Source organism: Luteibacter sahnii, assembly GCF_034063545.1.
Classification (GTDB): domain Bacteria; phylum Pseudomonadota; class Gammaproteobacteria; order Xanthomonadales; family Rhodanobacteraceae; genus Luteibacter; species Luteibacter sahnii.
Genome location: NZ_JAQLOK010000003.1, coordinates 450,415 through 463,165 on the forward strand (window position 1 = coordinate 450,415; position 12,751 = coordinate 463,165).

Consider the following 12,751-nt stretch of genomic DNA (forward strand, 5'->3'; position numbering starts at 1 on the left):
GATGTCCGACGCGGCACACGACGACCTCGACGCGCGCCGTCGGCGCGCCCGGCGCACCGCCCTGATCGCGGGCGGGTTCGCGATCGCGGTCTTCGTGCTGTCGATCGTGCAGATGCTGAAGGTCTAGGCTAGAAAACGCGCTCATCCACGGGAAACCACCATGGGTCACCAGGGTCACCAGCAACAAGACATCTACTTCGTACCGAGCAAGAGCCAGTGGCCCATCGTGGCCGCCGTCTCGATGTTCATCACGGTGTTCGGCGCCGCGCACTGGCTGAACGCCCAGCCGGGCGACGCCGGGTTCGGCAAGACCGTGTTCTGGGTGGGCGTGGTCGCCATCCTGGGCATGTTCTTCGGCTGGTTCCGTTCGGTGATCCGCGAGTCGCTCGCGGGCAGCTACAACACCCAGGTGGATCGATCCTTCCGCATGGGCATGATGTGGTTCATCTTCTCCGAGGTGATGTTCTTCGGCGCATTCTTCGGCGCCCTGTTCTATGCCCGCGTGTTCTCCGTGCCCTGGCTCGGCGGCGAGGGGCACGGCGTGCTCACCCACCAGTTCATCTGGGAAAACTACAACGCCGCCTGGGGTGCATCCGGCGGTGGCGGTCCCGACCGCATCGGCGGATCGTTCCAGACGATCGCGGCGTGGGGTCTGCCGCTGATCAATACGCTGATCCTTTTGTCGTCCGGCGTCACCATCACCATCGCCCATCACGCACTGAAGGCGGGCCACCGCAAGGCGCTGCTGATCGGCCTGGGCGCCACCGTGCTGCTGGGCTGCACCTTCCTGTTCTGCCAGGCGCACGAATACGCCGAAGCCTATGAGCACTTCAACCTGACGCTGGGCAGCGGCGTGTACGGCGCCACGTTCTTCATGCTCACCGGGTTCCACGGCATGCACGTGACCCTGGGCACGATCATGCTGGCGATCATCTGGGTGCGCTGCGCGCAGGGCCACTTCACCAAGGACAACCATTTCGGTTTCGAAGCCGTGGCCTGGTACTGGCACTTCGTGGACGTCGTCTGGCTGGCGCTGTTCCTCTTCGTTTACGTGCTCTGAGCCGTCATCGCCGAACCGAACACCGACCCGCCGCAAGGCGGGTTTTTTCGTCGAGGGGGCGAGCACGGCAGGCAAGGCCCCGATGGCGCGCCGCCCCGCGGGGCGCGATATACGTCAGAAACGTACGGCGCTACAGACGCATGGCCGGCCCTTCGTGCAGCATCGCCATCGTTCGCTGTGACCGCGCGTCGATGGCGTGCTGGTCCAGTTGCTGCGCCATCGCCAGGCTCTCGTCCTTCGCCGGTGCGGGCGTGCGTACGGCGACGTCGGTCCACAGGCCACTGTGGATGGCTTCGCAGACGATGCGTTCATCGTGGATCGACACGCCCGCCATCTGCGAGGGTTTCCGGATGCCGATGTGGCGCGCCTGCAGGGCGACCTCGGCGACTTTGTCGTCGGTAACCTCGAAGGGCAACTGGTGACGGATCGCGGCGTACAGCGGATCGTCGCCCGGCTTGGGCAGGGAGGTCGTGGGGCGGATGTCGGCGAGCGGATGGGGTGAGGCGACGAGCTTGCCCGGATCGTCGGGGGCGAAGGCCTCGCGCGCCGATTGGCGTTCCAGGCGCAGGCGATGGATGTCTTCCAGTTCGCTTAGCATCGCGGGCCGTTTGACCTCATGTATCCAGGGTGTCGCAGGCATGCCGGGATTCGCGGGAAGTTGCTGTATCTGGATCCAGCGGCCATCGGCGCCCCGCTCGTAATACAGGTCGCTCGTACCGACGACATCCGGTGGGACATGCGATCGGTCGTCGGTGGCCGTGGCATAGGCGCTTGCCATGTCGATGGCGTAGCGGGTGACCTCGCCGGAGGGCATGTGGTGCTCGCTGGCGAGCCGCATGAGCACGTCCTTGCCGCGATGCAGGCCCATCGCGCCGTTGTCGAGCAGTTGGGCCCAGACCTTTTCCGCCTCGGCTTCACCATCGGCGCGCGCGGCTTCGAGGAGCTTTCGCGGCGTCCAGGCGTTGGGGTCGACGTGGATATTCTCGAATGACTTGTCGTGAGCTTTCTGTACGTTCCAGACGGGAAGGTTGAGGGCCTCGTGGTGAGACCCGTCATCGACAAGTTGCTTTCGATAGGCGAAGTCCCTTCGCATGAGATCGATGCCAAAGTTATCCCAATCGCGCTCGGTCAGCGTCTTGTGGTCATGATTGCGTGCGTAGGCTGCCGCGTAGGCATTGGCTGTGGCGCCGGGGATGTTGTCGTTGCGAACGACGCCGAGAGCCAGCTTTCCATAACCGTCATTACCGGGTAGCTGGGCAAGGTAGTTCCAATAGAGTTCGCGATTTCCGTTCTTCGCATAATGGCTCAGAACCCGTATGTCCCGCTCGTCCAATCCGGGTCGAGTCATTCGACCACCTCTGCGTTACGAAGTATGGCGATGACGCGATCTTCCATGCGCTTCCAGTCCGGGAGCATCACTCGGAGGTAGTCCACGCTTACCAAAGCCTTGTATTGCGGCAGGATGAACTGGTGCGTGCACGTGGCGCGGCTACGCGCGGGCACGTCGTCCACGGGGCGATGATCGATGATGGCTACACCATCGGGCCGAAGGCGCGTGGTACATGAGATGTGCGTCAACGGTATGCCGCGGTCATCCATGCGGACGTACCAGTCTTCTCCCCAGTCGTCCGCATTCGTCACCGCAGGGCTCTGGGGTCCGAATTCCTTCGAGTAATAGGCCTTCAGACGCTCGGTATCCAGGTAGTAAGGCGTCAAACCGTGGTGCGCATCCCCTTTGAGGCGAAGCTCCAGATTGTCGGCAGGGTCTTCGCGTGTGAAGCGATCCGCGCCGCTCCCTGGATGGATGTTATGGCGAAGAAAGTCGCGTGCCTGCTCGTCGCTGAGCCGGGAGAAGTAGGTCACGGCGATCCGGATCGTCGAAATGAAGTCCTCGTTGATGTCGTGGTAATTAACGCCCATCGGCAGGGCCTCAAGCGTCGGCCAGCGCAGGGCAAGAAGGATGACCGTGCCTTCAGGGTTATAGCCGTCCTGCCCGTCGAAGATGTTCATCGGCAGGCGGAAGCGATGCGGCCCCAGGCTGACCACCTTGGAGGGGATGGCCCGGGCAGGGGCGTCGTACACGATCGGCCAGGCGTGGGCGTCTTTCGTTTGGACCGTGGCGAGCGACGCGAGGAGCGCAGCAATGGATAGGGGGCGTTTCATCGGTTCTCCTTCGTGATGCGGACGAGGTGTCGTGGGCGTCGGTGGTCGGCAAGTGGCGACCCGACAACGCACCGGTGGCCAGAGCGCCGGTGAGACCACGGCGTGTTGGCGGGCGCGTAGTCGTTGCAAGGCCGTGCGGAACGCGTCCGCGGCGAGGCGCTTGCCGTGGTGTCCGTGGGCGGAGAGATACGCACCCAGTGCCTCGATCTCGTTGTCGGTGTCGGCTCGTTGGCCGGGACCCTGCCACGTCACGAATCGAAAGCGACGGGCGAACCGATCCGCGTCCTTCCCGTGCATGTCGAGCAGTCGATGCATGGACACCGCCGTCGCCAGGAGGCGAGGGACGTGGGGCAGGGGCGGCAGCAGGTCGAGCCCGTGGACGACCACCGTGGGCGGATGCCGATAGTGGCCAAGCAAGGCGTTCAGCAGCGGCACGACGTCGGCGCGGCGCCGGTAGGGCACGGTCAGGAACACGGTCCCTTCGAGGCGCACGGCGGTTCCTCGCGTCGACGTGTCCCGTTCGGGGGCGAGAAACGCGGCCAGTGGCGGTCGCAGATGCCTTTCGATGGCGTCGAGCGTGTCGTCGTCGGCGCGTCGCCAGGCGGTGAGGTCCGCTTGCGTGTTCGCCGTCAGGCCCGGACGTGTCGCCAGGTGGTCGAGCGCGGCGCGGCGCAGCGGCGTGTGCGCCAGCCGCGCCAAATCCCCCGGCGCGGGACGTGACGAATCCCCTGCATGACGGAGCGTGTCGTTCACCACGCCGAGCAGCGCCCGGAAGGCGATCCCCACAAGGCTCGTCATCAGCGGGGTGCCCGTGGCATACCAGCCGTCCACGAGCGTCCTGACCGCATCCGGGTCCAGGCCCTCGGCATGGCAGGCCGCCGCCAGCGGATTCCATGGCGTGCCCTCGCCGAGGGGGGCGATGCACCGCACGGGGCCCAGCGTGGCGCGCCATCCCGCGGTCGCGGCGTACAGCGCGCCGTCGATATCCACGATGAGCAAGGGCGTCGGCAAGGTACGCAGGGCCGGCCACAACGCGTCGGCGGCTCGCGGGTAATCCGGTGCGACGATCAGCGCCGATTCGTCGTCGGGCAAGCGCGCCGTCGACGCATCGGGCCAGATCGGCGCCAGGGCCGAGGCGCGAGCGAAAACGGGGGCGTGGGAGGGGCCGTGGCGACGTCTACGCCACCACACCACGGCGACGGCAGTGGCCCACCCCAGCGGAGCGAGCGCCAGTCCGAGGCCGCCGCCCCAACGAATGCGCGTGGCGTAGGGCGCATACTCGGGCAGGTCGCGCACTTGCCAGAAGGCCCAGGCCAGGCCCGGACGCAGGTCGTCCCACGGCCATCCCAGGGCCGACAGCATGCCTATCCCGGCCAGATAAGGGGCGACTCCCAATGCACCCAGGCCTCCAAGGCCCGCCCCGAGGTGCGTCCAACGCAGCGTCATTGCCGATTCCGAAAAGCGGTCCACACCGGAAGGTTGGCAGGCCGTGCCCGCCGTGGGATCGCGCTTCGTTGGAAATCAAGGCGTTCAGGCGCGTCGCCGTCGGTTGGCGACCGATCGGCGGATGAGGGATTTCTCGATTAGCCGGGTGCGCGCGGATGACGCTCGCGTGCGTCGCCGGGATTCACGTCGTGGGCGCCGGCACCGATTGCCGCACCGCGCCTTGGCCCCCTGCGACCGCGGGTTAGAATTGACCGACCCCGTGGGGGTGCAGCCAGCCCATGAAGATGCCCAGCGCCACCATGGCGATGAGCAGCAGGGACAGGCCGATGCGACGGGTGAGCGCCCAGACGGTGCGCTTGCTCTGGCCCTTGTCGGTCATCATGAAGAACAGGGCCTGCCCAAGGTTGAACAGAACCACCAGCAGCAGGATCACCAGCGCGTATTTGTAGATGGTTTCCACGTGACCGTTCCGCCCCATTGCGACAATCCGAGTATAGCGGCGGCCCGCAGGCTCCTTGCATGAGCTTCATGCGCCGCCCGACGTGGTTCGCTGTCGCACTCACCGTGGTGGGCGTGCTGGTTTTCGTGCGCCTGGGCATGTGGCAGCTCGATCGCGCGGGCGAAAAGGAAGACCTGCTGCGACGCTATGCCGCGGCGGCCGCGGCCGGCGTGGAGACGTTCGGCGACATCCCGGAAACCCCGCCCGTCGACGCCTATCCCCGCCTGGCGCTGCATGGCCATTTCGTTCCCGGCCGTGTGTATCTGCTCGATGACCAGTCGCACGGCGGCCGCGTGGGTGTGCTGGTTTACGTCCCCTTCGCGCCGGCGCGCAGCGATCGCCTCGTGCTTGTCGGTCTGGGCTTCCTGCCGAAGGACGGCGGCGCCAACCCGCACCTGCCGCCGCTGCCCTCGGGCGATACGACGGTGCGGGGGTTGTACGTGCCGCCGCCGGGCGTCGGGGTGCGCATGGGCGGCGATCGCCTGCCGGAACAGCGAGGCCCGGAAAAAACCATGGTCTACGTCGACCTCAAGGACATCGGCGCCGATCTCGGGCGCCTGGTGTACCCGCGCGTGCTTCTGCTCGACGCCGACCCCGGTTCGCTCTACGCGCGCGACTGGACGCCTGCGGTCATGCCGCCGGCACGCCACCGTGCCTACGCCTTCCAGTGGTTTACCTTCGCGCTCGCCGCGGTGGTGATCTTCTTCATCCTGCATCGCAAACGACGCCGACCGACGGACCGATGACCGATTCCCACGCCCACCCCTCCCGTCCCGGCCGCGGCCGGACCAAGCTCGTGCTGATCATGCTCGTGTTTCTCGCCCCCATCGTGGCGGCGGGCCTGCTCACGCTCAGCGACTGGCAACCCGAAGGCAAGGGCAATGGCCGTCCGATCGTGCCGCAGCGCAGCATGGCCGACGTGCGCATCGACGTCGATGGCCGGCCTTGGGCGTGGCGCGACAGCGAACCCCGGCTCACGCTGGTGGCCTTGCCGGGGCCCGGTTGCGCCGCGCGCTGCGTCGCCACGCTGGGGTTGATGCGTAACGCCCGCATCGTGCTCAATCGCAATGCCGATCGCCTGCGCTTGCTCTACCTGGGCGAGCCGCCGCGCGACGCGGCTGGCGTGATGGACGACTACGCGCGCGGCGACGACACCACCGGCGCGTTCGCGTCGTTCCGCGCCACCGAACCCGATAGCGTGGCCGCCGTGCTGGTCGAATCCAACGGCACCGCCCTGGCGTGGTATCCGGCCGGCTTCGATCCCAACGGCCTGCGCAAAGACCTGCAGAAGGTGATCCGCTGATGTCTCCCCGCGCCCTGAAGACCCTGCGCACGCTCGCGCTGCTGGCGGCGATCTTCGCCTTTTGCATCGTGATGTTCGGCGCGTTCGTGCGGCTCTCCAACGCGGGCCTGTCGTGTCCCGACTGGCCCACCTGCTATGGCAAGGTCACCTGGCCGGGCCACGCGCAGGACATCGCGCAGGCCAACCAGGCCTTCCCCGATCGGCCTTACGAGACGCACAAGGCCTGGCGCGAGCAGGTGCACCGCTTCCTCGCGGGCGGCCTCGGCGTGATGGTGCTGGCGATCGCGCTGGTCAGCGCCTGGGGACGACGGGTCACGGTGGCCGGCATCGTCGCCGCGGCGGTGTTCGCCGCGGCCGGGGTGGTGCTTTACGTCCGTGGCGAGCATGTGGTGTCGTCGGTATTGTCGGTGCTTGCGATCGCGTTGCCGCTGATCGCGGCATTCACGCTCGATCGCCCGGGCGCGTGGCGCGTGGGTGTGGCGGCGCTCGCGGTCATCATCTTCCAGGCCATGCTCGGCATGTGGACGGTCACCCTGCTGGTGAAGCCGATCGTGGTGACCGGCCACCTGCTCGGTGGCCTGGCCACGTTCGGGCTCCTGGCCTGGGCCGCGTTGCGTTGGTGGCGGGTTGGCACGCCCGACGATCGGTACGCCGCGCTGCGTGCGCCGGTGGTCGTTGGCATAGCCGTGCTGGTGTGCCAGATCACGCTCGGCGGCTGGACCAGTTCCAACTACGCGGCGCTGGCCTGCGGCACCGATTTTCCCAAGTGCCTCGGCCAGTGGTGGCCCGCCACGGATTTCCACGAGGGGTTCGTGCTCTGGCGTGGCGTGGGCGTGAACTACGAAGGCGGCGTACTCGACATGGCCGCGCGCAGCGCCATCCAGGTCGCCCACCGCATCGGCGCGCTGGTGACGTTCTGTTACCTGGCCTGGCTCTCCCACCGGCTGGCACGCCGTGGCCTGCGTCGCATCGGCATCGCCGTGGGCGCGGTGCTCGTGGTCCAGGTGCTGCTGGGCATCGGCAACGTTCACCTGGGCCTGCCCTTGCCGGTCGCCACGGCGCACAATGGCGTGGCCGCGCTGCTGCTGTTCACCCTGCTGGCCGCCCTGGCCCGCACCCAGCGGCTGCCCGCGACGAGAGAGACGCTTTGAACACCTTCCGCCAGTACCTCGAACTGACCAAGCCTCGCGTCGTCGCCCTGCTGGTGTTCTGCGCCGTCATCGGCATGTTCCTCGCCGTGGACGAGAACGGCCAGCGTCTCCTGCCGGGCTGGCACGCCGTGGTGTTCGGCACGCTCGGCATCTGGCTGGCGTCGGCCTCGGCGGCCGCCTACAACCACCTGATCGACCAGCGCATCGACCGGCTGATGGCGCGCACCTCGCATCGCCCGCTGGCCACCGGGCAACTCACGCCGATGCAGGTGTTCGTCTTCGCCACGACCCTGGGCGTGGTGGCGATGCTCGTGCTCGTGCTGCTGGTGAACGTGCTGACGGCGACGCTCACGTTTTTCTCGCTGATCGGCTACGCGGTGATCTACACCGCATTCCTCAAGCGCGCCACGCCGCAGAACATCGTCATCGGCGGCATCGCGGGCGCCGCGCCGCCCGTGCTCGGCTGGACCGCCGTCACCGGCTCGCTGCATCCTTACGCGCTGCAACTGCTGCTCATCATCTTCGTCTGGACGCCGCCGCATTTCTGGGCGCTGGCGATCTTCCGCGTCGACGACTACTCGCGCGCGCAGGTGCCGATGCTGCCGGTGACGCACGGCGTGCGCTACACGCGCTGGCACATCTTCTTCTACACCGTGCTGCTGTTCCTGGTGACGCTGCTGCCGTTCCTTACCGGCATGAGCGGGCTGATCTACCTGCTGGGCGCGGTGGTGCTCGGCGGCGGGTTCCTCTGGTACGCCGTGCGGCTGTTCAACCCGCCGGACGACTTCTTCGCCATGAAGGTGTTCAACTACTCCATCGTCTACCTGATGGTGTTGTTCGCATTCCTGCTTGCCGATCATTGGCTCGTGGAGCCGATGGTGCATCCGGCGATCCGTTTCGACCCGGTGGTGTGACCCGCCTGGTCTACAGCGCCGCGAGCAGCCAGCCCGCGACCGCGTCCGGATGCTCCAGCTGCAGGTGATGGCCGCCGTTCATGGGCGTGACCGTGATGTCCGCCACGCAGTCGATCCGCACCTGCAGTGCGTCCGGTTCGAGGTAGGGTGCGTGCGGCTGCGCGAGCAACAGCGATGTGGGCGCGGCCAGGCCCAGCAGCAGCGACATGACCTGCGTTTCCGCGAGCCTTATGGCCGTCGGCTTCGACAGGCGGGGATCGCTCCGCCAGCTGTAGCCGCCGATCACCTCGCGCAGGCCGCGCTCGACGATGGGGCGGGCGAGGGCGGGGTCCAGTCCGCTGACCGTCGCACGCACGGCGGTCGCGTCGTCGACGCTGCCGAACACCCGCAGGGGGCGCTGGCCCGAGTGTCCCGTGGCCATGGCTTCGCGAAAGCGTTCAAGCGTGCGCGAACCATCGTCGCCCAAGGGGCCCAGCCCTTCGATCAAGGCGAGGTGTCGGACGCGCTCGGGCGCGGCGATGGCAAGCATCGTCGCCACGCCCGCGCCGAGGGAATGACCGAGCAGGTGGAAGCGCGGCAAGGCGAGCGCGTCGGCGGCGGCCAGCATGGCCCGCACGTAGTCGACATGCTGATACACCGCACCCGGTGGCAGGTGCTGCGAATGACCGTGGCCGGGCAGGTCGAGCGCGATGACGTGGAAGCGTTCCGCCAGTCGTGGCGCGATACGGGCGAAGCTCGCCGCGTTATCGAGCCAGCCATGGATCGCGAGCAGCGGCGGCGCGTCCGGTTGTCCCCACGCCAGTCCGGCCAGTTCGAGACCGGGGATAGCGACCCGCAGCTCACGCACCCTGGCTGGCCCGGCGGGCTCGTTCGCGTGCCGCGGCCAGGGCCGTGGCCGCGGCCGCGGCATCGTAGCCGGGCGAGAACTCCGGCCAGCCCTGCGTATGCCGCAACACCAGCGCCGCCAACGCGTCCACGTGCGATGCATCCGCGTTGAGGCAGGGGATATAGCGCATCGATTCGCCACCGGCCTCGCGGAAGAACTCCGCGTTCTGCATGGCGATTTCTTCGAGGGTTTCCAGGCAGTCCACCGCGAAGCCCGGGCTGATCGCATCCAGGCGCTTGACGCCGTCCCGGCCCAGCGCCTTGACCGTTTCGTCGGTGTAGGGGTGCAGCCAGCGCTCCCGGCCGACGCGCGACTGGAACGACATCGGCGCCTGTTCGTCCGTCAGGCCGAGCGCCTCGCGCAGGAGGCGCGCGGTGGCGTGGCACTGGCAGAAATACGGATCGCCCGCGCGCAGGTAGCGCTCGGGGATGCCGTGGAAACTCATGAGAAGTTTCTCACCGCGCCCGTGGCGGTCCCAGTGGGCGCGCACGCTCGCGGCCAGCGCGGCGATGTAGGCCGGATCGTCGTGGTAATCGTTGATCTGGCGCAGTTCCGGCGGCCAGCGCAGGCCCTTGACCGTATCGGCGACGGCATCGAAGACGCTGCCCGTGGACGTGGCCGAATACTGCGGGTAGAGCGGCAGCACCAGCAGGCGGCGCACGCCCTCGCGCTGCATGCGTGCGATCGTGTCGGCCACGGCGGGGCGGCCATAGCGCATCGCCAGCTCGACCCGGACAGGTCCGGGCCGGCGCTGCGCCAGCTCGGCCTGGAGCGCGGCGGCAAGGGCCTCGCTGCCCACGCGCAGGGGTGACCCCTGCTCGGTCCAGATGCGCGAGTAGGCGTGCGCCGAGCGCTTGGGCCGCACGCGCAGGATCACGCCATGGAGGATCGCTTTCCACAGCAGGCGCGGGTATTCGATCACCCGCGGGTCGCCGAGGAACTGCGCCAGATAGGGCCGTACGGCGGCGGCGGTGGGCGCCTCGGGTGTACCGAGGTTAACCAGCAGCACACCGGCGCGGGCAGGGATGTCGTGGGAATGACCGGCAAGGCCGGTATAGTTTGGCGTACCTGGCATCGGCGTCGGCTGTCGCGGGGATCGTCGCAGTCTGCCACAGGCCGACGCGACCAGGCTCGCGTTCGATCGCCGCAGCCGATGCCTTCCGCACCGATAGGAGCCTCCCCGATGTCCCCACGCTTCCACCGCCTGCTCGCCCTCGGCCTCCTCGCGTTCGTGCCCTCGATGGCCGCGCAGGCCGCCGATCCGCCGCTGGAGCAGGCGCGCAACGCCGTCCGGGTGCTCGACGAGATGATCAACGACGCGCCGGACAAGTCCATTCCCTCCGACCTGCTCAAGAAGGCCTACGCCATCGCCGTGATCCCGGGCATGGTGCGCGCCGGCTTCGTCTTCTCCGGCGGCAAGGGGGAAGGCCTGATCGCCATCAAGGGCCGCGACGGCACCTGGTCCAATCCCAACTTCATCTCCACCGCCTCGGCGGGCGTGGGTTTCCAGATCGGCATCCAGTCCAACGACGTGATCCTGGTGTTTCTCACCGATCGCGGCGTGAACAAGATCATCGACGGGCAGTTCACCCTGGGCGCCGACGCGAGTGCCGCCGCCGGTCCGGTGGGCCGTTCGGTCTCCGCTGCCACCAACGGCAACATGAACGCGGAGATCTACACCTATTCGCGTTCCAAGGGCCTGTTCGCGGGCGTGGCGCTGCAGGGTGCCCGGATCAGCATTGACGACGATTCCAACGCCGCCGTCTACGGCTCGGACAAGACGCCACGTCGCATTTTCGAAGGCGGCGTGACGAACGTCCCGCCCGAAGTGATCAATTTCCGGGATAAACTGGAGGAGTACACTCAGAAGTGACGGCGCCCGGGGGGCGCCATCCGTCCTACCGGCCCCTTGGGGGCTTCCGAGGTTTTTCATGAGCATTACCCATATCGTCCTCCTGCTGCTCGTCGTCGTGCTGATCTTCGGCACGAAAAAGCTGCGTAACATCGGCTCGGACCTGGGCGGTGCCATGCGCGACTTCAAGAAGGGCCTGGATGGCGACGAAGAAGCCCGTCGCGAGGCCGAAAAGCTGCGCGCCGACCCGCCGCCGGCGGCGTCGGCGCAGGCCCAGCGCGAGAACGCCGAGCCGCACGACCGGACCCCGTGATCGCGCCGCCACCATGATCGAGATCAGCTTCGGCAAGCTGCTGCTGCTCGCGCTGGTGGCGCTCATCGTCCTCGGGCCCGAACGCCTCCCCCACGCCGCGCGCACGGCCGGTGCGCTCCTGCGCCGCGTGCGAAACGGCTGGGACAGCGTGCGCTCCGAGGTAGAGCGCGAAATCCAGGCGGAAGAGATTCGTCGCACGTTGCGTGAGACCGCCGAGCAGGCGCGCTCCGCCCACGAGGGTGTACGGGACGACTTGCGCGTCGCGGGCGATGAGATGCGCCGCACCGGCGATCGCATGCGGGATACCTTCACCGACACCCAGGCCGCGCGCGCCGCAACCGACGGCACCCCGCCCGCCGTCGTGCCTTCGCCCGACCCCGTGCCGCCCAGGACTGAACCGCATGACCGCACGTGAGCCCGATCCGTCCGCTGACGACGGCCTCGAAGCGGGGTTGTTCTCGCACCTGATCGAGCTGCGCTCGCGCCTGCTGCGCGCGATCGTGGTGCTGTTGCTGGTGCTGCTGGCGCTCGTGCCGGTGGCGAACCACCTTTATGCCGAGCTGGCCAAGCCGCTGGTCGACCGCATGCCGCAAGGCGCGCACCTGATCGCCACCGAGGTCGCCAGCCCGTTCGTCACGCCGCTGAAGCTCGCGTTTTTCGTGGCGCTGTTCATCAGCATGCCGATGATCCTCTACCAGCTTTGGGCCTTCGTGAGCCCCGGCCTCTACAAGCACGAGAAGCGCCTGGCCAAGCCGCTGCTCGTCGCCGCGCTGGTGCTGTTCTACGCCGGCTGCGCCTTCGCGTATTTCGTCGTGATGCCGGCGGCCTTCAAGTTCCTCAACGCGGTCACGCCCGACGGCGTGGCGATGATGACGGACATCACGCACTACCTCGATTTCGTGATGTTGATGTTCTTTGCCTTCGGCCTGTGCTTCGAGGTGCCGGTGGCTGTGGTGATCCTCGCCGCGATCGGCGTGGTGGATGCCGAGAAGCTCAGCAAGGGGCGCGGCTACGCCATCGTGGGTGCCTTCGCCATCGCGGCGTTCATCACCCCGCCCGACCTGTTGTCGATGGTCATGCTGGCGGTGCCCATGTGCCTGCTCTACGAGCTGGGGCTGCTGTCGGTGCGCTTCCTGCTGAAACCGTCCGCCGGGCGGGAATAGT

15 protein-coding genes are annotated in these 12,751 nt (G+C 67.7%); 10 read left to right on the forward strand and 5 right to left on the reverse strand.

All coding sequences use genetic code 11. From position 1 onward, the window contains the following. The first annotated feature begins 1 nt into the window (after position 1). Both PI246_RS12300 and PI246_RS12305 read left to right on the forward strand, forming a co-directional pair. Positions 2-127: a hypothetical protein gene (locus tag PI246_RS12300; protein ID WP_320551584.1), complete on the forward strand. Its 126-nt coding sequence runs from the start codon at positions 2-4 to the stop codon at positions 125-127. 33 nt (positions 128-160) lie between these two features. Then, positions 161-1,060 carry a cytochrome c oxidase subunit 3 gene (locus tag PI246_RS12305; protein ID WP_320551585.1) on the forward strand — a complete coding sequence of 300 codons (900 nt, stop codon included), beginning with the start codon at positions 161-163 and terminating at the stop codon, positions 1,058-1,060. Positions 1,061-1,190: 130 nt separating this feature from the next. Here the strand turns inward: PI246_RS12305 and PI246_RS12310 are convergent, their stop codons facing one another. The 3 genes from PI246_RS12310 to PI246_RS12320 form a co-directional block, all read right to left on the reverse strand. Beyond that, positions 1,191-2,408 carry a hypothetical protein gene (locus PI246_RS12310; protein WP_320551586.1) on the reverse strand — a complete coding sequence of 406 codons (1,218 nt, stop codon included), beginning with the start codon at positions 2,406-2,408 and terminating at the stop codon, positions 1,191-1,193. Next, a complete protein-coding gene (locus PI246_RS12315) occupies positions 2,405-4,585 on the reverse strand; it encodes a hypothetical protein (RefSeq protein WP_320551587.1) in 2,181 nt (726 codons plus the stop codon). Before PI246_RS12315 ends, PI246_RS12310 begins: the two co-directional genes overlap by 4 nt. 325 nt (positions 4,586-4,910) lie before the next feature. After that, complete coding sequence (locus PI246_RS12320) at positions 4,911-5,147, reverse strand: twin transmembrane helix small protein (RefSeq protein ID WP_072322441.1); 237 nt, start codon at positions 5,145-5,147, stop codon at positions 4,911-4,913. Between the two features lie 41 nt (positions 5,148-5,188). On the opposite strand from PI246_RS12320, the gene PI246_RS12325 reads away from it, so the two are divergent. From PI246_RS12325 to cyoE, 4 genes are read left to right on the forward strand one after another with little or no spacing between them, the layout of a single operon-like run. After that, positions 5,189-5,914 carry an SURF1 family protein gene (locus tag PI246_RS12325; RefSeq protein WP_320551588.1) on the forward strand — a complete coding sequence of 242 codons (726 nt, stop codon included), beginning with the start codon at positions 5,189-5,191 and terminating at the stop codon, positions 5,912-5,914. Then, positions 5,911-6,471: a hypothetical protein gene (locus tag PI246_RS12330; protein ID WP_320551589.1), complete on the forward strand. Its 561-nt coding sequence runs from the start codon at positions 5,911-5,913 to the stop codon at positions 6,469-6,471. The genes PI246_RS12325 and PI246_RS12330 overlap by 4 nt, the downstream gene beginning before the upstream one ends. Next, complete coding sequence (locus PI246_RS12335) at positions 6,471-7,622, forward strand: COX15/CtaA family protein (protein WP_320551590.1); 1,152 nt, start codon at positions 6,471-6,473, stop codon at positions 7,620-7,622. Before PI246_RS12330 ends, PI246_RS12335 begins: the two co-directional genes overlap by 1 nt. Continuing rightward, positions 7,619-8,536 (forward strand): heme o synthase, encoded by a 918-nt coding sequence (gene cyoE / locus PI246_RS12340; RefSeq protein ID WP_320551591.1) that lies wholly within the window; start codon positions 7,619-7,621, stop codon positions 8,534-8,536. The genes PI246_RS12335 and cyoE overlap by 4 nt, the downstream gene beginning before the upstream one ends. A 10-nt stretch (positions 8,537-8,546) precedes the next feature. On the opposite strand, the gene PI246_RS12345 is transcribed toward cyoE, so the two are convergent. Further along, positions 8,547-9,383 carry an alpha/beta fold hydrolase gene (locus PI246_RS12345; RefSeq protein ID WP_320551592.1) on the reverse strand — a complete coding sequence of 279 codons (837 nt, stop codon included), beginning with the start codon at positions 9,381-9,383 and terminating at the stop codon, positions 8,547-8,549. After that, positions 9,376-10,497, reverse strand: a complete 1,122-nt coding sequence (gene hemH / locus PI246_RS12350; RefSeq protein ID WP_320551593.1) for a ferrochelatase — start codon at positions 10,495-10,497, stop codon at positions 9,376-9,378. The genes PI246_RS12345 and hemH overlap by 8 nt, the downstream gene beginning before the upstream one ends. Before the next feature lie 108 nt (positions 10,498-10,605). On the opposite strand from hemH, the gene PI246_RS12355 reads away from it, so the two are divergent. From PI246_RS12355 to tatC, 4 genes are read left to right on the forward strand one after another with little or no spacing between them, the layout of a single operon-like run. Continuing rightward, positions 10,606-11,295 carry a lipid-binding SYLF domain-containing protein gene (locus tag PI246_RS12355; protein WP_320551594.1) on the forward strand — a complete coding sequence of 230 codons (690 nt, stop codon included), beginning with the start codon at positions 10,606-10,608 and terminating at the stop codon, positions 11,293-11,295. Positions 11,296-11,353: 58 nt separating this feature from the next. After that, the gene (tatA, locus tag PI246_RS12360; protein WP_320551595.1) at positions 11,354-11,587 is read left to right on the forward strand and encodes a twin-arginine translocase TatA/TatE family subunit; all 234 of its coding nucleotides are present in this window, start codon (positions 11,354-11,356) and stop codon (positions 11,585-11,587) included. Between the two features lie 13 nt (positions 11,588-11,600). Beyond that, complete coding sequence (gene tatB / locus PI246_RS12365) at positions 11,601-12,002, forward strand: Sec-independent protein translocase protein TatB (RefSeq protein WP_320551596.1); 402 nt, start codon at positions 11,601-11,603, stop codon at positions 12,000-12,002. Further along, positions 11,989-12,750, forward strand: a complete 762-nt coding sequence (gene tatC / locus PI246_RS12370; protein WP_320551597.1) for a twin-arginine translocase subunit TatC — start codon at positions 11,989-11,991, stop codon at positions 12,748-12,750. Before tatB ends, tatC begins: the two co-directional genes overlap by 14 nt. Position 12,751 lies beyond the last annotated feature (1 nt).